At 58.7% G+C, this 21,948-nt stretch carries 15 protein-coding genes and 1 pseudogene; 8 read left to right on the forward strand and 8 right to left on the reverse strand.

Annotated features, from left to right (window positions below; genetic code table 11):
- Window positions 1-157: 157 nt before the first annotated feature.
- Window positions 158-793, reverse strand: coding sequence for an HAD-IA family hydrolase (locus tag IPP88_02915; protein ID MBL0121707.1), 636 nt, complete (start codon window positions 791-793; stop codon window positions 158-160).
- Window positions 794-970: 177 nt separating this feature from the next.
- Between IPP88_02915 and IPP88_02920 the strand changes: the two genes are divergently transcribed.
- The 3 genes from IPP88_02920 to IPP88_02930 all read left to right on the forward strand — a co-directional run bounded on the left by IPP88_02920 (window position 971) and on the right by IPP88_02930 (window position 5,213).
- On the forward strand, window positions 971-3,334 hold the full coding sequence (locus IPP88_02920; protein MBL0121708.1) for a glycoside hydrolase family 127 protein: 2,364 nt from the start codon (window positions 971-973) through the stop codon (window positions 3,332-3,334).
- Between the two features lie 436 nt (window positions 3,335-3,770).
- Window positions 3,771-4,691 carry a cytochrome C-binding protein gene (locus IPP88_02925; GenBank protein ID MBL0121709.1) on the forward strand — a complete coding sequence of 307 codons (921 nt, stop codon included), beginning with the start codon at window positions 3,771-3,773 and terminating at the stop codon, window positions 4,689-4,691.
- 132 nt (window positions 4,692-4,823) lie between these two features.
- Window positions 4,824-5,213 (forward strand): hypothetical protein, encoded by a 390-nt coding sequence (locus IPP88_02930; GenBank protein MBL0121710.1) that lies wholly within the window; start codon window positions 4,824-4,826, stop codon window positions 5,211-5,213.
- Window positions 5,214-5,448: 235 nt separating this feature from the next.
- Here the strand turns inward: IPP88_02930 and IPP88_02935 are convergent, their stop codons facing one another.
- From IPP88_02935 to IPP88_02950, 4 genes are all read right to left on the reverse strand, one after another.
- Window positions 5,449-6,690 carry a glycerophosphodiester phosphodiesterase gene (locus tag IPP88_02935; GenBank protein MBL0121711.1) on the reverse strand — a complete coding sequence of 414 codons (1,242 nt, stop codon included), beginning with the start codon at window positions 6,688-6,690 and terminating at the stop codon, window positions 5,449-5,451.
- Window positions 6,691-6,967: 277 nt separating this feature from the next.
- Window positions 6,968-10,126, reverse strand: coding sequence for a caspase family protein (locus IPP88_02940; protein ID MBL0121712.1), 3,159 nt, complete (start codon window positions 10,124-10,126; stop codon window positions 6,968-6,970).
- 62 nt (window positions 10,127-10,188) lie between these two features.
- Window positions 10,189-11,397: an OmpA family protein gene (locus IPP88_02945; protein MBL0121713.1), complete on the reverse strand. Its 1,209-nt coding sequence runs from the start codon at window positions 11,395-11,397 to the stop codon at window positions 10,189-10,191.
- Window positions 11,398-11,737: 340 nt separating this feature from the next.
- Complete coding sequence (locus tag IPP88_02950; GenBank protein ID MBL0121714.1) at window positions 11,738-12,787, reverse strand: patatin-like phospholipase family protein; 1,050 nt, start codon at window positions 12,785-12,787, stop codon at window positions 11,738-11,740.
- 54 nt (window positions 12,788-12,841) lie between these two features.
- On the opposite strand from IPP88_02950, the gene IPP88_02955 reads away from it, so the two are divergent.
- The 4 genes and pseudogenes from IPP88_02955 to IPP88_02970 all read left to right on the forward strand — a co-directional run bounded on the left by IPP88_02955 (window position 12,842) and on the right by IPP88_02970 (window position 15,124).
- A complete protein-coding gene (locus IPP88_02955; GenBank protein ID MBL0121715.1) occupies window positions 12,842-13,255 on the forward strand; it encodes a hypothetical protein in 414 nt (137 codons plus the stop codon).
- Window positions 13,256-13,340: 85 nt separating this feature from the next.
- Window positions 13,341-13,664, forward strand: a pseudogene (locus IPP88_02960) (hypothetical protein).
- Between the two features lie 354 nt (window positions 13,665-14,018).
- Window positions 14,019-14,471 carry a disulfide bond formation protein B gene (locus IPP88_02965; protein ID MBL0121716.1) on the forward strand — a complete coding sequence of 151 codons (453 nt, stop codon included), beginning with the start codon at window positions 14,019-14,021 and terminating at the stop codon, window positions 14,469-14,471.
- Window positions 14,468-15,124 carry a thioredoxin domain-containing protein gene (locus IPP88_02970; GenBank protein ID MBL0121717.1) on the forward strand — a complete coding sequence of 219 codons (657 nt, stop codon included), beginning with the start codon at window positions 14,468-14,470 and terminating at the stop codon, window positions 15,122-15,124. The genes IPP88_02965 and IPP88_02970 overlap by 4 nt, the downstream gene beginning before the upstream one ends.
- Before the next feature lie 13 nt (window positions 15,125-15,137).
- Here IPP88_02970 and IPP88_02975 read toward each other — a convergent pair whose 3' ends face one another.
- The gene (locus tag IPP88_02975) at window positions 15,138-15,530 is read right to left on the reverse strand and encodes a hypothetical protein (GenBank protein ID MBL0121718.1); all 393 of its coding nucleotides are present in this window, start codon (window positions 15,528-15,530) and stop codon (window positions 15,138-15,140) included.
- A 452-nt stretch (window positions 15,531-15,982) separates the two neighbouring features.
- Between IPP88_02975 and IPP88_02980 the strand changes: the two genes are divergently transcribed.
- Window positions 15,983-18,085: an EAL domain-containing protein gene (locus IPP88_02980; protein MBL0121719.1), complete on the forward strand. Its 2,103-nt coding sequence runs from the start codon at window positions 15,983-15,985 to the stop codon at window positions 18,083-18,085.
- A 122-nt stretch (window positions 18,086-18,207) separates the two neighbouring features.
- On the opposite strand, the gene IPP88_02985 is transcribed toward IPP88_02980, so the two are convergent.
- Entirely contained in the window at window positions 18,208-20,328 is a 2,121-nt protein-coding gene (locus IPP88_02985; protein MBL0121720.1) for a TonB-dependent receptor, read from the reverse strand.
- Between the two features lie 13 nt (window positions 20,329-20,341).
- Complete coding sequence (locus tag IPP88_02990; GenBank protein ID MBL0121721.1) at window positions 20,342-21,676, reverse strand: c-type cytochrome; 1,335 nt, start codon at window positions 21,674-21,676, stop codon at window positions 20,342-20,344.
- Window positions 21,677-21,948: the final 272 nt, after the last annotated feature.

Genomic DNA, 21,948 nt, shown 5'->3' on the forward strand with positions numbered 1-21,948 from the left:
GCCAGGTGGTTCTGCCGGCAATTTGTCTCAGGAGGCATTCTCTGCCTTGCCAACCTCGCGCTCTGTGCGGCGGCGTACACACAGCGAAATATTCATGGAATGATGGGACATTGAATGCCGGTACGCAAGATCGGCAATGCTCGCCGATCTAGTCTGCCTAGCGGATCAGGGCATTGGCGAGTGCAATGACGTCATGAATATTTTTCGATTCGCAAAATGGCGCTGGTGCGCCGCTCGGCAGCGTCAGGCCTGCCTGGTTGTGCCAGATCGTATCGAGTCCGACCTTGGACGTTCCAAACAGATCAAAGCCGGACCCGGCCACGAACAGCACGCGACTCGCCGGCAGATCGAGTTCATTCAATGCCATTTGATATGGATGCGGGTCGGGCTTGTAAAACCCGGCGCGCTCGGATGTGACCACCACGTCAAAGCGCACAGCCACGCTCTCCGCAGCCTTGCGGCCGAGACGTTCCGAGCAATTGGTGACAACACCGATCCGATGCGTTTTGCGTAAGGTGGTGAGCGTGTCGATAACTCCAGGCCACGGCATGAGCATCGGCCACAGGACCTCAAGATTGGCGGCATTCGCGGCAGACAGGCCGACTGCCTTGGCAGATTCCATCACCAGCGTTTCATAGGGCCGGTATGCCCCGCAGCCATAGGTGCGCCGCAGGTATTCGGCGCGCCATTTGCGGCCCATTTCTTTCGAACCGGCGGCCTGGTTCCAGATCGTCCACGAATCCAGCAGGGCCGTGAGTAAATCGAACAATACCGCATCGTATTTCTGCACCATGGTACTTCTTTCAATGTTTTGAACGGAGGGCCAATACTCCCACATTCAACGGCTTCAGGTTGAGCAAGCCCGATCACCAGACCAGATGGAAATGATGGCGGTTACAGATACGCATTCGGCGGCGATACTAGCGGAAATCGCGCTATATTCAGCCAACCTTCACCATAAGGAATTCGCATGTCGATGTCGCGCCGTCAGACCGTTCGCCGCAAGCTCCTGACCGGTCTTGCTATCCTCGGCGTGCCGCCAATGGACGCTCGTGCCGCGACCGGCACGGGTTCATCCACGCCCGCGGCTTTGCCCTTCAAAGTGCTCGCCAAATTGACCGACGCTGTCGAGCTTGTGTCGCCGTCCGCGGTGTTGATCGCGGGCTGGCTGGGTGAGCGCATCAGCGTGAACGCCAGAAACCGCCTCCTCAATGTGGACATGGAACCTTTGCTTGCGGGCTTTCGAGCGAAGCCGGGCAGTCACCCATGGATTGGCGAGCATGTCGGCAAGTGGCTGCACGCGGCCACGCTGGCCTGGGCCAACAACAGCGACCGGACGCTGCGTGCAAAACTCGATCGCGTGGCCAGCGAGTTGATCGCCGCACAGGAGCCTGATGGCTATCTGGGCACCTATGTGCCAGAAAAGCGCTTTGGCTTGTTCGATGGGGCGGACTGGGATGTGTGGTCGCACAAATATTGCCTCATCGGTCTGCTCACCTATCATCAATACACCGGCCATGAGCGGGCGCTGAATGCAAGCCGCAAAGCGGCAGACCTGCTGATTGCCACGTTCCCGTCCAGGCGAAGCATCCTTGCAGCCGGAACGCATGAAGGCATGGCCGCGACCAGCGTGCTGGAGCCGGTGGTGATGTTGTATCGCATCACCGGCGAAGAACGCTATCTTGCGTTTGCCCGCTATCTCGTGAAATCGTGGGACGAGGTTAAGGGGCCGGGCATCGTGAGGACGCTGCTCACGGAAAAGCAGGTCAAGAAAGTATCGAACGGCAAGGCCTACGAAATGCTTTCCAATCTCGTTGGTCTTTGCGAACTGGCGCGTGTCACGGGTGACACGGTATTGATCAAGGCTTCGCTCAATGCCTGGCAGGACATTGTTGACAACCGGCGCTACCTCACGGGCACCACGAGCCAGTGGGAACATTTTCAGGCGGATCACGACATGCGCGGCGATGTCAGGGCGCATGTGGGCGAGACTTGCGTGACCACGACATGGATCCAGTTCAATCTTTCGTTGCTGCAACTCACGGGGGAGGCGCGCTTCGGCAATGAACTCGAGCGTTCTTTTTACAACCATCTCGCCGCGGCGCAGCACCCGCGTGGCGACGATTGGTGCTACTTCACCGCACTCGAGGGCCGCAAGCAATACGACAAGGAAATCACCTGCTGTCACTCGAGCGGACCGCGTGGCCTGGCCTTGGCGCCACAGGCCGCCTATCTTCGCGGCCGTTTCAATGACGAAGATGTACTGCTCGTCAATACGTTTGAAACTTCGCGCGCGATCTTGATGCTCGGCGGCGAACGCGTGACGATCGAGCTGAAGAGCGGATTTCCGTGGCGTGGAGAGGCGACTCTCACCGTGCGGCTGGAAAGTCCCGCCACCTTTGCGCTGAGAGTCCGCGTCCCTGCATGGGCCAGGCCAATGACCATCGCCGGTGCGGCCGCGCGCGCGGGTTGGACGGAGCTGCCTGCACGCGCCTGGAAGGATGGCGACATGATTTCGGTGAAATTCAACCTGGCGTCGCGCGTCGAGTCTGGCGAATACACACTTGCCGGTCGCGCCGCGTTGGCGTGGGGACCATTTGTCCTCGCCTACGAACAGAACGCCAATCCGGCGTTGCCGCCGCCGCATCTGCTCGGCCTCACGCGCAACGCCGTTAAGATCGGTTCGCGACCGGGCGAGCCGTTGACGTTTGAAACCGATGTTGCCGTTCAGCCTGAAGCGCGCCTGCGGGCGGCGAAGTTCTTCACGTTTGCCGATGCCGGCACAGACCGCGGCGTCTTTCGTATCTGGCTGCGCGCACCGGGTGCCGACGCGCCGGGGCCGGGCGAGTCGCTGCTCACCGATGGTCAGGAAAGCCGCTCGCGCGGTGGCAATCCCGCAGGTCACGCCAACGGCTCGATCAACGACGAAGACTTCGAGAGCTTCGTCTCGACCTTCAATGGCGAAATCGCAAAGGAAGACTGGTTTGCGGTCACGCTTGCCCGGCCCGTGACGGCCAGGCGCATCGTGTTTACGCACGGCAAGAATTTTCACGATGGCGGCTGGTTCGACTCACAGGCAGGCAAACCCCGCGTACAGATTCAGCGAACCGCAGCGAGCCAATGGGAAACGATTGGGGAACTTGAGGACTATCCGGCGACCACGGCGGTCAGTGGCAAGGACGTGGAAAAGTGGGATGTGGATGCCCGGTTCACGCTTTACCTCAAAACGCCCGCGAACTTCGTTGCCGTGCGGGTGATCGGCAAGCCCGCCAGCGGCGACAATCCGAAGCAGGCGTTTGCTTCATGCACGGAGCTGCAGGCCTTTTCCCGGTAGGGAAAATAGCCCTGTGTGGCTGGCCGGCAATGGTGCTTTCCAAAGCGACACTGCACCGACATGTAAATGTAAATCGCAATTTGGCGCGGCTCTCCACGCGAAAACGGTCCAAAAGCCGCGCCAGTGCTAGCGTCTGTCGCACAGTATGCGATTGGATACGCGTGATATCACGCCGGGGCGACATCCAAAGGCCGCGCGCTTCGTAACGCTGACGTCAATCAGGTTCTGGCACTCGTTGCAGCGACAGCCAAGCCTCTTTTCCGGGAAAAAACGTAAATACGTCGTTCAATTCGTTTTAGGAGTCGGATCGAATTCACGGGGCATGCTTGCGCAAAATTGCTTCGTGTGTAGGATAGCGAGTTTGGCCGACTCTCTGGAGGCATCTGCGATGACGAAATTCTGGACGCTGTCGCTGGTCCTGTTGGCGGGTAGCTCGATTCTTGCAGCGTCGCCCTGCGCCGCGATTGATTTACCGGCGTGGGCCTACCCTGTCAATCCGCCAGACTTCAAGCCGGCGCCTGACGACGGCACTGTCAAACGCGTACCTGACAGCGCGGCCGCATATACACTAAGCCAGGTACGCAACCTGTTTGCAGCACCTGACTGGCACCCGGGCGATCACCCGAACATGCCGGAGGTGGTGGCACGCGGGCGCAAGCCGGATGTTTATGCGTGCGGATTCTGTCATCGCGCCGACGGGCCGGGCGGGCCGGAGAACGCGAGCATCGCGGGGTTGCCGTATGCGTATATCGTCCAGCAATTGGCCGATTACAAGAGTGGCGCGCGCACGACGGCAGTTGCAACGCGGCTGCCGCAGGCGGCGATGATCGCGCTCTCGAAGCGGATCACGGACGGAGACGTGATGGAAGCCGCGACGTACTTTGCGTCATTGAAGCCGCGATCAAATATACGCGTGGTCGAAACCGACACCGTTCCGCAAACCTTTGTCGCGAACTGGTTTTGGGCCGACAGGAAGACCGGCGTGAAGGAACCGATCGGCCAGCGAATTGTTGAAGTGCCGGAAGACCTGGAACAATTTGAACTTCGTGATTCACGCGCCAAGTTTGTTGCGTATGCCCCGGTGGGGAGCGTGAAGAGAGGCGAAGCGATTGTCACCGGCAAGATGCCGGATACCGCGCCGGCTTGCGCGACCTGTCACGGCGCGGATTTGCGCGGAATCGATGCGACGCCATCGATTGCGGGCCGCTCACCTTCATATGTCGTCCGCCAACTATATGAAGTGCAGAGTGGCAATCGCGCCGGTCAATATGCACCACTCATGAAGGCGGTGGTCGATAAACTCAGCCTCGATGACATGATCTCGATCGCAGCATATCTTGCCACGCGTGCACCCTGATCGCATGCCAATAACGGCAGGATGCCATCAGAAGATGCCCATTCGATTGGGAATCTTGTTACGATCTCTATGCGCATGGCGCGTTGAATTCAAGAATGGATTCACGAAACCGCAATGCATTGGAGGAAACAAATGACCAATCGCATCCACACCATCACGTTGTTTCTGTTCGCAGCCCTGTCGTTGGCAAGCGCCAGCGGTATGGCGTCAGCAGAAATTATCGCAAGCTGTAACAACACCGCCGGCGGGATTTGTGTTGAATATACTGGCGCAGGTTACAAAGATATCAAATCATTGCAACGCGTGTGTGAAGCGCAAACCGTGACGTTCCTCGTCGGGAGCGCCTGCCCCATCGGGGAGCGCGTCGGTACTTGCGTTCGGAACAAGGGCAAGCCCACCGAAACCCAGTACCGCTACTACAGCAATTTCCCGGGATCCGGGCCGAAGGTCTCAAAGAAAGGTGTCGCCGCGCAGGGCCAGCGCCAGTGCAAACCGCCGAAAGGCGAGTGGATCCTAGACTGAGGACGCAATAAAAAAGTATTGAGACAAGACGCGCCCAAATGCGTCTGGGTAATATTGGATGGAAATATTTTTTCACGCCGTAAGCCTCAATCCGGTTTCATACCCGATACAAATTTCGCGGCAGTGATGTTGTGGCGACAGTCAATTTTGCCGTTCTTTGCCTTGAGGGTTAAACGGGCGATCCGCACAGCGTTCGCACGGTGAATCGCCCGCTTTATTTCAGCGTGCCGAAAACTCAGTTGTCACGTTCGCATGCCGCGCGTTGCCGACCGCTGCTGTACTGCCCGGTCAGGCAAGCGGAACCCTCGGGATTGGTTTCCAGATCGAACAACACGCGCGCCGTGACCGCGGTATCGACGAAATCGGAAAACACGCCGTCGATGCCGAGCCGGTAGAACTGCAGGTACTCGTTCACCGGATTGCCCGCATAGTCGCTGGCGAGCCGCCGCTGTTCATTGCGGAAGGTCCAGGTGTGCACCAGCAACCCGGCCTTGTGGGCGCGCGCGATGACGTCGGTTGGCGTCGCAAGAATGCGGCTCGCTTCACCCGGTCCAGGCAGCCCGGCCGCAAGGGTGGTGACGATGTATCGTTTCCACGGGCCAATGCCATCGGCATAGGTCGCGACTTCTTTCAGCCCGGCATCCGTGACGAAGTAACCGAACGTACGTGCCATCAGTTTCGGGTCGCCGGACGCGGTCCAGTCATACGGGCGATCGAATGGTGCGTTGAACGCAAGCGAGCCGTCTGCATTGACATCGTCGGCATCGATCAACTGGATCAGCGGCAGCGGCGTCATTTTGCGGAGCTGCTTCAGGTTTGCCTGTTCGAAGGACTGGATGAACACCGGCGCACCGCGGCGATTCCATCCGGCCTTGTCGAGTGCATCGATCAGCCGCTTTTCGAGTGGCAGGCCAATCCGCTGGTGATAGGTCGGGTGCTTGGTTTCCGGGTAGATGCCGATGGTGCGGCCGGTCTCGTGGGATTTCCGTTTGGCGAGCGCGATGATCTCTTCGAACGTCGCAATATTGAATTTGCCATTGAATTGTTGCGGCCGCTCGGCAAACGCCTGTTTGGCGTGGAGGGTCCTGATCTCGGCCAGCGTGAAATCGGACGCGAAAAAACCGTCTTCCGCGGCGCCGTCAACGACAACTGTACGCCTGCGGCTGGCGAATTCGGGATGATCGATGACATCGGTCGTGTTGATGATGTTTGGCTCGTGACGCGCGATGAGGTGGCCGTCCTTGGTCGCCACCAGATCGGGCTCAATGTAATCGGCGCCAAGTTCCACGGCAAGCGCGTATGACTCGAGTGTGTGTTCAGGCAGATAGCCCGAGGTGCCGCGATGGCCGATCACGAGCGGTAGCGGCTTGCGAGCGACGCTCCGATCGCCGGAATCTGCCTGCGCGCCCAATGGAAGAAATGACAGCGCGAGCGCGCCTGTCAACCACAAGCGCACGGTTTGCTTTCTCAAATTCATGATGACTCTCCTCTGTGAATGGAAGGCAAAGGCTAAGGGCCTGTGATTGCACCACGATTACAGATTTGTAACGGTTGAGTCACAAATTGACCAGCACGAATTCATATATGCGGTGTTGAACCAGGGATCAGCAGGAGCGGGGGAGAGGATTCGAATGATTTCTAAAATCAAGCGCTAGCGCGCATTTCCGGGCATTTTGCCACCGTGAGGCGCGCCGTTGCTGGAGTTTGCCTCTGCGCGCAGCGCCTTGAGGAAGGTGGAAATTGGGAACGCGTGCCTAACGCGAAATCGCCAGCGGAAAATCCGGAATCCCTTGCGGGACGATCGTCACCGGGGATTGCGCACCCTTGGTCAGCGCCTTTACTCGTTCCGAGGTGTACAGGTCGAGCATCTTGTGGGTCACACGGCCGGAGCGGGCATTGTCGGCCTTCCCGCCAATGCCTTCGATGAGGGACAAGGTAAACACACCATTGCGCCAGGTGGCGGACTCCTGTGCAAACTGGCGACCGGTTGCGGCGGCGAAAACAATGACCCCATTTTCGGCGCTGGTCAGTTCATTGACCACCGCGGTGATGTCGTTCGGAATCGCGCGGCGTCCGGTGCCGAGCACATTGCCCGCATGGCAGGTATCAACAAAGAAAAGCGCTTTGCCGGGCAGGGTTGCCAGCGTGTTCTTGATCTCGGTGAAAATCACGCCGGTGCGCTTGAGTTTGTCGACGTCAACGTCCTGCGGCAAATAATAAAAAATGCCGTCGCTGTCGTTTACGCCGTGTCCGGCCAGAAAGATCATGCCGACATCGCGGTTGGTCATTTCGCGGCGGATCCATTCCAGCCCATCCAGCACGTCGTCGCGCTTGGCGCGGTCATCCGTCAACAGCTTGACGACAACCTTGCGATACAGGACGCCTTGCTGTTGCTTGAGGGAGGCGACGAAATCGCCGGCGTCCTTTGCTGCATAGTCGAGCTGGATCGCCGCATTACGATATTTACTCACGCCGACGGCGAGTACATATAGTGCCGGGCGGGTGTCAGGTGTGCCGGGTGGTACTTTGCCCGTATCCGGCTTGGCGGCTGGCGTCGGGGCTGGCGCCGGCTTGCCAGCGTTCTTTTTTGCGTCACCGTCCGCGCCGGTCCACCGCAAACGCAACACGGCGGGGGTGGAAAAACCAAATTGGTTTTCAGCGAATACCATTACCTCGGAATCCTGCGAAGGCACGCTGAAACGCAACTGATACTGGGCCTCACCCCCATTGCGGGTTGTGGCAACGGGGACGCTGCGATTTTCGGGAATGTCGACGATTTGGCCGTTCACCCTCACCCGCAAACTTGAAATGGGCGCATCCGCGGCCGCACGCACGGAGAGATTCAATTTCAAATCCCGCGATGCAATACTGCTGCCGTCATTCGGCGACAGAACCGTGACGACCGGTGGAAGACGTTGTTCGATTTTGACGGCCGGCTTCTTTGCCGAGTCAACCTTTTGCACGGCAGGCTTGGTGGCCGGAACGTCTGTTTTGGCGGCCACCTTGGTGTCGGCCTTTGCGCCTACCTTTTCGGCCACCTTCACGTCCGGCTTCACATCTTGCTTTGATGTTTCTGTCCTGGCGGCGACCTTGACGGGCTTTTCATCCGCAAATTTTTCATCCTTCTTTTCTTCTCTCCTTTCTTCCATTTCCCCAAGCGCCTGCCGCACATCGCTGGCCGCTTCCAGCGCCGAATCGACATCGCCTTTGACAATCACTTGTGCAATGACGTCGGGCCGGTAGAAAGTTGCGCGCAGGCGTGAGCCAGGAAAGAAATCTCCCGCGCGCTGGGCGCCATTGTTGATGTGCCAGCCAATCAGATCTTCGCCGCCGACGCTGGCGGCATAGTAGCCTTGCGGCGTCCACATGACCCATCGCTTGCGGTCCGCGTGCGGCAGGAATGCCAGTTGCTCGACACCGTCGCGGGTGCGATACCAGCGAATCGTGCCGTCGCTGAAACCTGCCACCAGCCAACGTCCATCGCGCGACAAATTGACGTGCCAGGTTGTGCCCGGTGCACTGGTGTGCCACTGCTCAACGCCGCTGCGATTGAAATAGCGCACGTTGAAGTTACTGCCCAGCGCGAAATGGGTGTTGCCGAAATTGATCGCGACCGAGAACGCCACTTCGTTCGGCGCCAAACGCAACGGCTGCTTGTTCAGCGTCGGGCGCGCGCTTTCAAACCAGCGTTCCAGCGCGATTCCCTTGGCGCTCGTTAGCGCGGCGGTCCACTTCGGTGATTTTGCCGCGGATGCCATGCCGGTTATATCGAAGCCGCCTGCTTCCGCCTTGCCCAGCGCATAAGCGAAGCCCACCGCGCTGCCATCGTGCGCCAGTGCAAATGCGCTGTCGTTGCCACGATAGTCGACCAGACCTGCACGACTCATCGTTTGCGGATCCTTGCCCCCATCAATTACGCCCCATGCCGGGTCGCTCGCCGCAAACAATATCCGTCCATCGGCGAGACTGCTCAGGCCGGTCACCGAATTGCCGGCGATGGTGCTGTCGGCAAATGCGCCGCGACCGGCGTCCGTCCAGCGTCGCAACCCATGCTGGGCATCGGCACGTTTCCAGGAGCCGGCCGCAATCAATTGACTGCCATCATGGGACCAGGCCAGCGCGCTGAGATTGCCCTGGCTGATGCCGCTCACGTCGGGCGAATAGGCCTGACGCAAGCTGTCTGCCTCCAATACCGTTACCGCGCTGGTGTCCGAAAAACTCAATGCAATCTTCGATTGATCACCGGAGAAAACGGCCGTGAATGGCTGTGTGCCGCCGATTACGCGGGCGCTTTTAAGCAACCGCAGGCGACCATCAGCCGCATCGTACAAACGCACCAGACCATCAAAGCTGGTCGTGACAACACGTTTGCCATCCCTGGAAAAATCCGCCCCGTAGGATTCGCCTTCGTATTCACTGTCACCGGCAACTTCACGGCTGTTCCGCCAATTGTCGCTACTGGCAAACAGGCGAATGCCGTTCTTGCCCCACATATTGATCAGCAGCGAATTGCCGGCGGGCGAGAAGGCCAGATGTGTGATGACATTGGGCAGGCCGGTGATACGGTGAATCAATTGACCGGAGCCACGCGCGAACAGGTAGACGTCATTATCTTTTGACCAGCCGCCAACCGCGATGACCTCGCTGTCCGGCGTTATTGCCGACGCGTACAAGCTACCCTCGCTACCGGTGCCAATCGGTGGCCGCAGCACATTGAGCAGGCGACCGGATGGCAATTCCCAGACACGCGCGGTCTTGTCCTCGGATGCGGTGACCGCAATGCGTCCCGCCGCATCGGCGCTGATGGAGCGGATCGGCGCCGTGTGCGCTCCGGACTCGATACGCAGAATGGCGGAAGCCGGATACTCGTCAGCCAACGCGGCGCTTGCGCATGCCGCGAGAACTACCCGCAACAAGAAACCAAAAAGCGAACGGCTACTCTGATCATGGCACGAGAACCAGTCGCGGCTGGCGGCTAGCAAGTCGTCGGTTTGAACTCGATACGCCGGTCCAGGGCGTCCGACTGGTCACCTTTGCCGGTGCCGATCATGGCTTTCTTCGAACCGAATCCCTGCGCCGTCAAACGCTGTTTCAACGCCTTGACTTCACCTTCCATCTTTTGCTTGATGTACTCGGCGCGCAACATCGACACCTGCTCGTTGAGTGTCTCCGAGCCACCCCGGCTGGAATGGCCCGCCACTTCCACGCAACCGGTGGATTGCCCGGACTGCTTGGCGATCTCCCTGACCCAGCGATCATGGATGGCGACGTCCGACGCAAAACTGGCGCTGCCCGGCTTGAAGTTGAATTTCACCGCCAGGCGTTGGCTGCTGAAGCCGGTACGAACCAGTTTCGCAAAGGCCTGCATGGCGCTGTCACGGCGGTTGAGTTTGAGATTGGACAGGTAAATACCCATCTGCACGCGTGGCTGATCGCCGGCGGGGATCTTCAACGCGGCGGTATAAAGCGCCAGCGCCTCCTTGTATTTCTTTGCGTGGTAGGCCTGCTGCGCTTCGTCGATCGCGGTCGCGGCCACAATTGTGTCGATGTAAGCCGCATGGATGGGGTCGCCGGCCTTGGTGCCCTGGCAGGTCTTGATATAGCCCTCAATCACCTTGTCGCTGACCCACACCGGGCTGTCGCCAAAGAAAGGCAACGGTTGCGAATCGACGCCGTCAAGCTTGGAGAAAGCGAGACCCTTGCTGATAATTTTTCCCGTCTTCAGATCGGCCAGCGAAAAGCAGATCCGATAGGAATCCCTTTCCAGTTCCGCCTTGCCTTGCAGGTTGATCGGCGTAAACGTGCCCACCAGGATAAGTGGCAATGTGGCGACATTGGCCGCATTGAACGGTTTGACTTCCACCTGCGGAAACTCGGCCTTGAGCAAGGCAACCAGTTTTTTTTCAATTGCCGCCGTCGCAGCAGACTGGGCACCGGTAACTCCGTCGAGAAGTGGATCGATCACGACGGTAAGTTTTTCACCCGGCGGCAACTTGGCGCCGGCAATAATCTGTCTGGCGGCCAGCGCTACCGCTTCATCGTGAGGCAACGCGACTGGCGGTTTTGGTGCTGCCGCAATCGCGGTACTGGTCGGTGCGGCAACGGTCGTGGTCGCGGGAGGCGCCATCTTGTTCACCGTATCTTGCGTGCTGCAGGCACCAAGCATCAGGCCAATCACAAGCATCCGCGCAAAATGTGAAAACAAAGCGCCGCCTGAAAAATTCAATGTCCTATTCATGTTTAGCCTTCCTTCGCAAGACAATGGAATTTCCACGTTCCATCTTATGACATAGATCAAGTAAATTCAACCCTTTGCGCGTTGCGCGTGCGGCTTCTAAACAAACTGTATGCAACTGGTGCTGGAAAGCGGCCGAGCCTGAGAAGGTTTGTGAGGGGAGCGGATTTCCTCTTGATCCGAAATGCGCAATGCGCGGTACGGCGGAAATTGCAGTCACAGCCGGCGAACACGAACGCGGGGAAAGCGTGGTTTATGACCTACTGAAAGTAAAGAGGACTTTGCTTGCCTACAACGGCAGCAGCCGAGCAGCGATTTCTCCGCTCGATGCAAGACGCAGAAATTCGTCACCCATGCGCTCACTCTCTGCCATTGCTGTTCGCCAGTATCGCTCGCGTGCATCTGCATCGTGTTCGAAGTGCTTGAAGTCGCTGCGATCGGGAAGCTTGCGATGGGGAAGTGAATCGAGATATTCCGGCGAGGGCGAGATCAGTACCAAATTCTCCAACCACTGGCCGCGCGCGCGCCGCCACGGCATGGGTTTGTCGAGCCAGCCGGGAATGATGCGGTCGGTAAAATGCGGATATAGCGTGATGCCGTCCGCGCGGTGGTATGGAAGATGAAGGTGGTAGTCGACGATGCCACCGTCCCAGTAGGTGCCGGGCGGCGCACCGGGAATGTGTTCGACGCCCTGCATCACCATGGGGATCGCCGCGGACGCCCACAATGCAGGATGCAAATTCTCGGCATTGAGCGCGGTCGAGACGGTGTGGAAACTATCGAAGGAATGCGACGCTTCGCCAGGCGCGGCAAGAAACGCCGGCATGCCGCGTGCATCGTGAAACCACATGCGATCGGCAAGGTGCCTGAGGTGACGGCGGCCAAGCGCATTCACCAACGCCGCGACCGTAAATCCGGCCGGCGTGCGAAATCGTGATTGCCGCGCCATCAGGCCGAGGCCTCGCGTCGCGATCACATGCAGCCGGTAGTTCGGGTGTGAAAGTACTGCGTCCTCGCGTCCGCCGATCAACTGGCGCGTATTGTTGTGCGCCGATTCGCTCACCATGCGCGCGGTAGGTTTGAGCGGATAACGCTGTCCGCAGTAAATATCGCCAAAATCCCTGAGCGCCGCCAGCACATCGCCGCGACAGACGGCCGCGAAACGCCATGAACCGATGCTGGCGCCGATCAGGTCACGCGTGCGGGGTGCGCGAGGGAGCCATTCGCCGAAGATCGCGTTATCGAGACCGATGATGCCGAGCGCCTTCGGCCCGCCGGCGGCACCGGGAACAACGGCGACTTGGTCTGGCCGGAAGCCTTCGCGACGGATTGTCGCCATTGCTTTCGGGCCGGCGCGCAGGATGGCTGAGGTGCGGCAGCGGAGGAAATGGTGTTGATCGCAAGTACACCAGACTGGTCCGGTCGGGTGAAAGCGGAACGTCAATGGGTGAGATTGCTTTGTCAGAACAACAGAATGGGGATTGTGGCGCCAAGCGTGCCGGTGTACCGTACCATGATCTTCGGTCGCGAACGTGGGATTGGCGCAATCTGTGCCAAACCAGAATGCGTACACGCTGTTTTCGGGCTAAGCTTGCCACACCTTCCTTTGATTGCCGGTCTACTGAAAAAGATCGACGATGCGCTCAAAAACCAAAGCAGACCGGGGGGGAGGAGAGCGGGGGGGAGGAGAAGCGCGGACGGAGAAGCGCTGCACAAGGCCGGTAGTCACCAGGAATCGGTTGACGCGCTTGCCAAGGCAATGAAGCTGCTCGGTATTTGCGCATCCGCCAATATAGTCAAGATATAAAAGGCCTGGATTCCGACGCAGGGAAAATCAAAATCAGGAGACCAACGTCGGAACGCCGGGCCAACACAATTCCAGGAAATTCGTCATCGCCGTTGTCGTACTGGGCTTGCTCGCAGCCGCGTATTTTGCCGCCGCCCTCAACTGGAACTATTCGACCGGTGACCGCGCCGGCTGGCTGCAGAAGCTGTCCGACAAAGGCTGGGTTTGCAAGACGTGGGAAGGGGAGATGGCATTGGTATCGCTACCAGGTTCTTCGACCGTCGAAAAATTTATGTTCACCGTACGCGATGCAACAGTCGCCGCCGAGCTCGCAAAGGTCATGGGCAAGCGGGTGACGCTGCATTACGAAGAGAAAGTGGGATTGCCGACTTCCTGCTTTGGCGAGACGCGCCACTATGTCACCAAGGTTACGGTCGCCAGCGATATCTCATTGTCACCCGGCGTCGTGGTGCAGACCGTCCCCGGAGAGTCGCCTGCACCTGCTGTCCCGAAAAAAGAATGACGATTCACGCACGTGAGTTTCAAATTATTCCTTTTGTGACGTAGTTCATAGAAACACATCCATCACTGGCATAAAGTGAGATCACCTCCTCGTAACACTTTTCAGCCCGGCAACGATTTTCGTTCCGGGCTTTTTCTTTTGGGGAATTGCACGGAAAGCAAAGCGTCCGCGATGCCGGTGGAAATGAAAGCAGAGTGCCCCAAATGGCACGTACTGCACTAGTCACATGCTGGCGCGCTCGGTATAGTGATGCCTTCCAAAATGAACCAGACTGAACACTCGATTCCTCCTCGCACGGACGCCGCAGCGTGGACGCTGATCTTCCTCGCCTGGCTGGTCGCCGCGATTTCGACGCTGGGTGCACTCTTTCTTGGCGAAGTCATGCATCTGCCGGCGTGCGTGCTTTGCTGGTACCAGCGCATCTTCATGTTTCCGTTGGCGCTGATCTTGCCGATCGGGCTGTTCCCTTATGACGCGAAGGTGGTTCGCTATGCGCTGCCTGTGGCGGCGATCGGTTTGCTGGTGGCGATCTTCCACCAACTGCTGATCACCGGCGTGATTCCGGAGCGCATCAAGCCTTGTACGCAGGGTGTGCCGTGCACGGAAAAGGTAATCGAGTGGTTTGGATTTTTGACGATTCCGCTGTTGTCGGTCGCCGCTTTTTCAATCATCATTGCCTTGCTTGTCATCACATATTTTCGGGGATCTAAATGAATAAAAAGACGCTGTTCATCGTTGTAGTGGCGGTGCTGTTGGTGATTTTTGCCGCCGGCACGACTTTCTATTACGCGATGGGCGGAGATCCGGCGCCGAAAGTGGCAGCGATCGATCGCACCGCGCTTATCCGTGTCCATTCGCCCACCATCGGCAAGGCCGAGGCGCCGGTGGTGGTGGTCGAGTTCATCGATCCGGCATGCGAAACCTGCGCAATTTTTTATTCGCGGGTCAAGGAAATCATGGCCGCGAACCCGGACCGGATACGCCTGGTGCTGCGCTATGCACCTTTCCACACTGGCTCGGACAAAGTGGTCGCCGTGCTGGAGGCGGCACGCAAGCAGGGCAAATTCTGGCCGGCGCTGGAAGCTCTGCTGGCGTCGCAGGCGGTCTGGTCACCAAACCATATGCCGCAGGTAAGCCTGGTGTGGAAGCAGCTTGAAGGTCTTGGCCTCGACCTTGAAAAAGTCAGGGTGGACATGGCCGCACCGGAGATTGCCCGCGTGATTGCGCAGGATCTTGACGACGCACGGAAGCTGAACGTCACCATGACGCCGGAGTATTTCGTCAACGGCAAGCCGCTTCCCAGTTTTGGTTTTGATGAATTGAAAACGCTCATCGACGAGGCGTTGGCCGAGACCAAGCGCCGGTGACATCGTGGACAGACTACTGCCGCGTCGTGCAGACCAATGACAACAATGTTGCGCTGGGGCTGCCTTCCTCGATGGGTTCCAGTTCGCGGTCTAGGGCGCCAAACTTGATAATGATGCCGCTGGCCATTTTGTCCGTGTACATCGACAGGTAAGCCACCCGTACCAGGCTCCTCGTGCAATCGAGTTCAAGCTCAGACTTTATCGAGCGGTACTTGTCATTCCCGACTGTTTCAATTTGCCGCGCATCCACCAGCACATACACCTTCACCTTGTCGCCGTATCGGCGGATGGACGACTTGTCGAGATAGCTGGTATCGCCGTTGCCATCCATCTCAAATTTTTCCCAGGTCGCATGCGCAATGCTGCTTACGCCGAACAAGAACATCATCAATATCAGTTTGCGCATTTCAGTACTTTCCATTTATTTGAATTTGCGGTCTAAGCAAATGACATGTATGTACCGTACCGTGCGAATGTACATAACAAAGTTGTCGGTCGTTTGCGCGGATACTTGAGGCGGGCATTTCAAGAAAACCGGCGAGACTTTCCCGTTTCACCTGCATGCGAGGCGAAAACCCTAGCATCCAAGCGGCGTTTCAGTCATTTATGCCCGGAAAGGTGCGTCAATGGTTGAGTTTAATGGCGCGCGTTGGCGCGACGGGTCGCCCGAAGCTTTCGCGGGATTATGCAAGTCTTTGGCCCGTGTCAATCGCGATTTCCGGGAACGGAAGCCGACCACGTTTGCCACCGTATTCCTTTCGTCAATTGGCGTGCCGCGGTTTTGAGATATGATCGATCACATGAATGAGAGGCACACGGTACCGGCGCGGAGACGGCGGCCACGAAAGGACTCGGAAAATGGTGGTTGAACCCATTCAGTCCTCGCTGCCGCCTTCAAATAGTCCGGCGATCTCCGGGCCGGGCGACGCCACCGTGCGGTTGACGCGTTCTTTTAGCCTCACTCGCTATTTCTCCATCGCCAGTTTGCTCGGCATGATTGTGGTCATGACGGTGCTGGTATTGATTTACCGGTATCTCGCCTTTGCCGCGCTGGCGCAGCATGAGACGCGGGACAACATCAATATCACGCAGATATTCGCCAGCACGATTTGGCGCAAACACGCCGATTACGTGAAAGGCGCGTCTGCCATTCCCATCGGCGAACTTCAGCGGCGACCAGAGGTGGCGCGGATCCGGGAGGACGTCCTGCATCAGATGAAGGGCCTCCTGGTGGTGAAAGTGAAAATCTACAATCTGGACGGGCTGACCGTGTTCTCGACCGATCCTGCCCAGATCGGCGAGGACAAAAGTACCAACTCAGGCTTTCTGATGGCGAAATCGGGTGAGACCGTCAGTGACATTACGTTCAGAGACCGATTCGATGCTTTTGAGCGGGTCATCAATGACCGCAGCCTTATCTCGTCTTACGTTCCGATCCGCACGAACCTGGATGCGCCCACGGAAGGCGTGATGGAGGTCTACTCGGATGTAACGCCATACGTTGAAAAACTCCAAACGACGACATGGGTGATTGCTTCCGGTGTCCTGGGCAGCCTGTCTATTCTCTATTTGTTCTTGTTGGCCATTGTGCGGCGCGCGGATCGGTTGATCGCCACCCAGGCCGAAGAAGTACGCGTCGCGCACTTGGCGTTGCTGCAGTACCGCGCGCTGCATGACACGTTGACCGGCTTGCCCAACCGCGTCAGTTTTACGGAGCGTCTGGAAGCATTGCTGACGCACGCCAGGAGGGACGCCGAAAAATGCGCGGTGTTGTTTCTCAATATCGATCGATTCAAGGACATCAACGAGACGCTTGGGCACCTGGTAGGCGACAGGATTCTGCGGGAAGTAGCTACCAGACTACTGCTGTGCCAGCGCGAATCCGAAAATCTTGCCCGTATTGGCGGCGATGATTTCGCGTTGGTGCTGCCGAATGTCTCCGGCACCCGGGGAGTCGAACAGATTCTCCACACTGCCGAGCGAATCCGCGGCGCGATTTCCGACAATGCCTTTGTCATCGACGCCAACGAGCTCATGGTAACCGTCAGCATCGGCATTGCCCTGTATCCCGACGATGGCACGGATGTCGTCGAGCTCATGAAAAGCGCCGATGTCGCGCTGTATCACGCCAAGGAGGCGGGGCGCAACCAGTTCCAGTTCCACACATCGGGCATGAACGCGCGTGCGCTGGAAATGTTGCTCATGGAGCGCGATCTGCGGCTGGCACTGGAGAAGCAACAATTCCGGCTGTATTACCAGGCGCAGGTCGATATCGAAAGCGGCCACATCGTCGGCGTCGAAGCGCTGATACGCTGGCAGCACCCGGAGCGGGGCATGGTGGGGCCGGCGAAATTCATCCCGATTGCGGAGGAACGGGATTTGATCGGTCGCATCGAAGCGTGGGTCATTCATGAGGCGTGCCGGCAAAACAAGCAATGGCAGGACGAAGGACTACCCGCCGTACCGGTCGCGGTCAATATCTCGGCGTTGCATTTCCAGCAAAAATCTTTCTCGCAAGAAGTGGCGGACATTCTGGCGCACAGCGGACTTGCTCCCGAATTTCTTGAGCTGGAACTTACCGAAAGCTCGATCCTGCGCGATGCCGACACCACGATCTCAACCATGAACAGGCTGAAGGGCCTGGGCCTCAAGCTGTCGCTGGATGATTTTGGCACGGGCTATTCGAGCCTGAGTCAACTGAAGCGCCTCCCCCTCGACGCGCTCAAGGTGGATCAATCGTTTGTGCGCGGATTGCCCGATGATGCGGATGACCTGGCGATCACCACGGCGATTATCCAATTGGGCAAAGCCCTGAATTTGACCGTGATCGCGGAGGGTGTGGAAACCGACCAGCAACGAGAGGTTCTGCGGTCGCGCCAGTGCGATCAGATTCAGGGTTACCTGGTGGCGAAGCCAATGCCGGCCGCGGATTTTGCACGATTCGTGCAGCAAAGGGCGTAAATGCCGTCGCCCATCCGGGAGTCTTGGCGTGTGCGCGACGATCGGGCCTAGCGGCTGCCAAAAATTCGTGCCTTCTTTTCGCCTCCGGACAGCAACGGCCCGATTGTGCCGGTCGCCTTAGCTCAAAACGAATATGCCGCATTGATCCCCACCAGAACATTGCGTCCCGGTGCCGGCTCAAAAAATCGTCCTCTTGCTTCTGCCACGATGACCGAGCCGATATAGCGATGGTCGGTGACATTATCAATCCGCACAAACTCGCTGATGCGCCAATTGCCGAGAACGCCCCCGCTGAGTTGCTGCTTGAACCCGGCGCGCATATTGGCGACACCGAATCCCGCGGCGGCGCCGCTGTTGGCTTCGTTTACATAAACCTTTCCGGATGCACGATATTCGATGGCCGCGTGAAATCCCGACGGCTGATGTCGCCACACGAGTTCGCCGTATAACACCGACTGCGCAACGCCCGGCAGCATGTTGCCGGCGAGTACCACCACCAGCGGTGTACCGGCGCTATAGGTATCCTTGAAACGCGCGTCCAACCACGTGTAGGCGGCATAGGTTTCTAAGCCGAGCGGCAAAACACTCTCGAACGAAAGTTCGAATCCGTCGCGCTGCGTTTGCGATGCGTTGCGAAAATCGCTGCGTCCGCCGCTTGATCCATTGGTGACGATTTCGTTGCGCGTATCGATGCGAAACAGCGATGCATTGATGCGCGTGCTGCCGCCGAGCACGCCCTTGACACCGAATTCGGCGTGGCGGCTGGTGGCGGGCTGCAGCGCGAAGTTGAGGCCGGTGGCGCCATTCGGCCGGTAGGCGAGTTCGGCGAAAGTCGGCGTTTCGAATCCTTCGCCATAGTTGGCGTAGAGATTCCATCGTGGCGCAAGCTTGGCCAATACGCCGAGTAGCGGCGTGGTGCGCGAGTAGCTGACCTTGCCGCTGTCGTCGGCATTGACGCCGACAATGTAGGCATCGCGCGAGTCGAACTTCACGCGGCTGTGGCGTGCGCCGCCACTGAGGCTCAATTTATCGCTGAGTTGCCATTCGGCCTGCGTGTAGAAATCGGTATTGGCAACGCGGTCGTCCTCATCGCGCTTGATGGCGCCCTGGGTTCCGGCATTGTTGACGAAGCCGCGCCGCCGTTCGTCGAGGCGATCGCCGTCAAAACCGGCTGAAAACGTCAGCGCGCGATTTGCCGCAGCGTTCAACGAGAATCGACGTGACCAGCGCAAGCCCACGCCACCGTAGGTCCGGTCCAGATCCACCACGCCACCCGCGCCCAGTGGCGTGTTGCCATCTTGGCCGAGAAATTGTTTGACCGTGCGGCCACCCCCGTAGAGCCTTGCCTGCAATGCGCCCGCAGTGTCGGACGCATCGCCAAGGTCATAGACCGCGCCGAGTTGATTCTGGCGAATGCTCTTGCGGGTATTGAACGTTATGGCCGACGTATCGACCTGTCGCGGGTCGGCTTGCACTTGCGCGCGCGTGAGGCCGAGTGGATCCTGCGTGTCTGGCTGGCTCAGGGCGTTGACCACCAGCGTGAGTTTTCCATTCCCGAGCGGCAGCTTGAATTTCGCATTGAGCTGATCGCGCGTGGCCGCACTGTGCGCGCGATACCCATCGGTGTCGAAGCGCGAAATATCGACGAGGTAATTCACACTATCCAGCTGTCCGCCGAATTGCAGGCCATACTTTTGCGTGCCGTAGCTTCCGGCATAGAACGAGTTAGTGATCGTCGGCACGGTCGGCCCATCGGCGGTAAAAATCTGCACCACGCCACCTGATGAATTGCCGTAGAGGCTTGCAAACGGACCGCGCAACACTTCGATACGCTCCGCCGACGATAGGCTGAAGGTCGCGGCTTGTCCCTGTCCATCCGGCATGGTGGCAGGAATGCCATCGGCAATCAGCCGCACGCCGCGCACGCCGAACGTGGAACGGGCGCCAAAGCCGCGCGAGGACATCTGCAAATCCTGTGCGTAGTTCTGGCGGTTCTGCACCACGATGCCCGGTACGCGATTCAGCGCTTCGGAGAGATTGACCTGCGGTTTGCCTTCGCTGATCACGTCCGCGTCGATGCGATCGATCGCCATGGGCAGGTTGAAGCCATCCTGTGTGACGCGAGTCGCGCTGATGACCAATTGGGGAATGATTTGCTCATCCGCAACAGGCGCCTGTGCCGCCGCAGGCAGAGCCACATACAGCAGTAGTGCGCAGGCGTTTGAACATGAGCGCCGTGTCATGACATCAAACTCGTTACTTCAAGCTTGCCAAGTAACCGGCCATGTCGACGATATCCTGTTCCGACAGCGGTTGGGCGGCGCTCGCCATGGTGCCGTCAATATCCGGGCGCGCGCCGCTCTTGAAGCCGCGCAATTGCGTGATCAGGTAATCGACCTGCAACCCGGCGACGCGCGGAATATGGTTTTGCCCAGCGTAGTTTGGCAGGTGGCAGGAACCACAGTGATTGCGCGTGGCGATGGCTTTGCCGGCTTCTACCTTTACGTCGTCGATCTTGATGTCGGACCCGCGCGATTTCTGAACGGAAAAAAAGGGGGGGACCCCCCCCCCCCCCGGGGGGGGGGGGAGCTTGGCCGCGTGCGGGCTCATTTCAGCGTTCACGCGACGGCCCTCGCGAAACTGCAGCAGCTGATAGTAAATATAGAGCGGCGTCTGCGCGGCCAGCGAGGATAGGTGCCTGCGTGCCAGCAGTGGCGGAGTGGGGGGGCGGGGATCGTTGGGCAGGTCGTCGTTCACCCAGTCGCGGGCATTGTTTGTGAACCACAGTTCCTTGGTAATGGGATGAAACGCCATGCCGACGCTGTTGCGCACACCGGCAGCGACCGTCTCAAGTACGCCCTTGTCGGGATCGACGCGCACGATCTGCGCATGCGTGACGGGCGGAATCACGATATTGCCCGGCGAGCCGATCTGGAAATACAGCCAGCCATCCGGACCGAGCGTCATGAATTTCCAGCCGTGCGGCTCGTCCTTCGGCAGGGCATCGAACACCACCACCGGCTTCGGCGGATTGTCGAGGTTGGCTTCGATGTTGTCGTAGCGGAGGATGCGCGACAGCTCGGCGACATACAGCGAGCCGTTCTTGAACGCCACGCCGTTCGGGCGGTGCAGCCCCTTGGCGATGACCTTGGTTTCGCGTTTGCCATCCCTTTCGACGATCGCATAGACGCTACCGACAAAGCGCGTACCAACGAACAACGTACCGTTCGTGCCGAACACCATCGAGCGCGCATTGGGAATGCCGCTCGCGTACAGGCTGATCTCGAAACCCGGCGGTAACTTGATCTTGTCGAGCGGGATTTCGTTCGGCGCCAGTGACGACATGCCCGGCGGATGCGGACTCAGGTTTGCCGCTTCCTGCGCGGCGGTGCGGCCCTGTGCCCAGGTCGGCGGAATGGGCGGCGGCGCCGGAGGTGTTGGCGCGGTAACAGAAACGGGTGCGGGGGCTGGTGCGGGTGGCGTCGGTGGGGGCGCCGCGCTGGCGGGCGCGGGCTGCTGGGCATTCAGGTTTGCGGCCATCAGCAAGGCCGCCGTTGCCGGGACCAGCACAATCTGTAATTTTGTTTTCAACATATCTCCTCCTGCAAGTTTTTTGGGAATAGAGCTTGTGCAATCCGGCAAACGGTTCAATGCGGCTTGACCGGATGGATCGTACTTGTTTTTTGCGCGGCTTGCGGCGTGGTTGGGATGGTTCATATTCACAGTGAGGCAAAGGCCGTCCCGGCAGATCGCGCAAATTTGCGCGATGAGCAGGGCATTGTTGGTGAAATCCTGCGTGGTATCCCCTTTGCAACGCATTTCTTTGCCACAATACAATTTACGCGTTGCAATGGGACAGACAC

This window comes from Betaproteobacteria bacterium (assembly GCA_016720925.1).
GTDB lineage: Bacteria > Pseudomonadota > Gammaproteobacteria > Burkholderiales > Usitatibacteraceae > UKL13-2.

Bases quoted from the DNA above. Each gene is read 5' to 3' on its own strand.
- IPP88_02915 (MBL0121707.1), bottom strand. From the start codon at position 793: ATGGTGCAGAAATACGATGCGGTATTGTTCGATTTACTCACGGCCCTG.
- IPP88_02920 (MBL0121708.1), top strand. From the start codon at position 971: ATGTCGATGTCGCGCCGTCAGACCGTTCGCCGCAAGCTCCTGACCGGT.
- IPP88_02930 (MBL0121710.1), top strand. From the start codon at position 4,824: ATGACCAATCGCATCCACACCATCACGTTGTTTCTGTTCGCAGCCCTG.
- IPP88_02935 (MBL0121711.1), bottom strand. From the start codon at position 6,690: ATGAATTTGAGAAAGCAAACCGTGCGCTTGTGGTTGACAGGCGCGCTC.
- IPP88_02945 (MBL0121713.1), bottom strand. From the start codon at position 11,397: ATGCTTGTGATTGGCCTGATGCTTGGTGCCTGCAGCACGCAAGATACG.
- IPP88_02950 (MBL0121714.1), bottom strand. From the start codon at position 12,787: ATGGCGACAATCCGTCGCGAAGGCTTCCGGCCAGACCAAGTCGCCGTT.
- IPP88_02965 (MBL0121716.1), top strand. From the start codon at position 14,019: ATGAACCAGACTGAACACTCGATTCCTCCTCGCACGGACGCCGCAGCG.
- IPP88_02970 (MBL0121717.1), top strand. From the start codon at position 14,468: ATGAATAAAAAGACGCTGTTCATCGTTGTAGTGGCGGTGCTGTTGGTG.
- IPP88_02975 (MBL0121718.1), bottom strand. From the start codon at position 15,530: ATGCGCAAACTGATATTGATGATGTTCTTGTTCGGCGTAAGCAGCATT.
- IPP88_02980 (MBL0121719.1), top strand. From the start codon at position 15,983: ATGGTGGTTGAACCCATTCAGTCCTCGCTGCCGCCTTCAAATAGTCCG.
- IPP88_02985 (MBL0121720.1), bottom strand. From the start codon at position 20,328: ATGACACGGCGCTCATGTTCAAACGCCTGCGCACTACTGCTGTATGTG.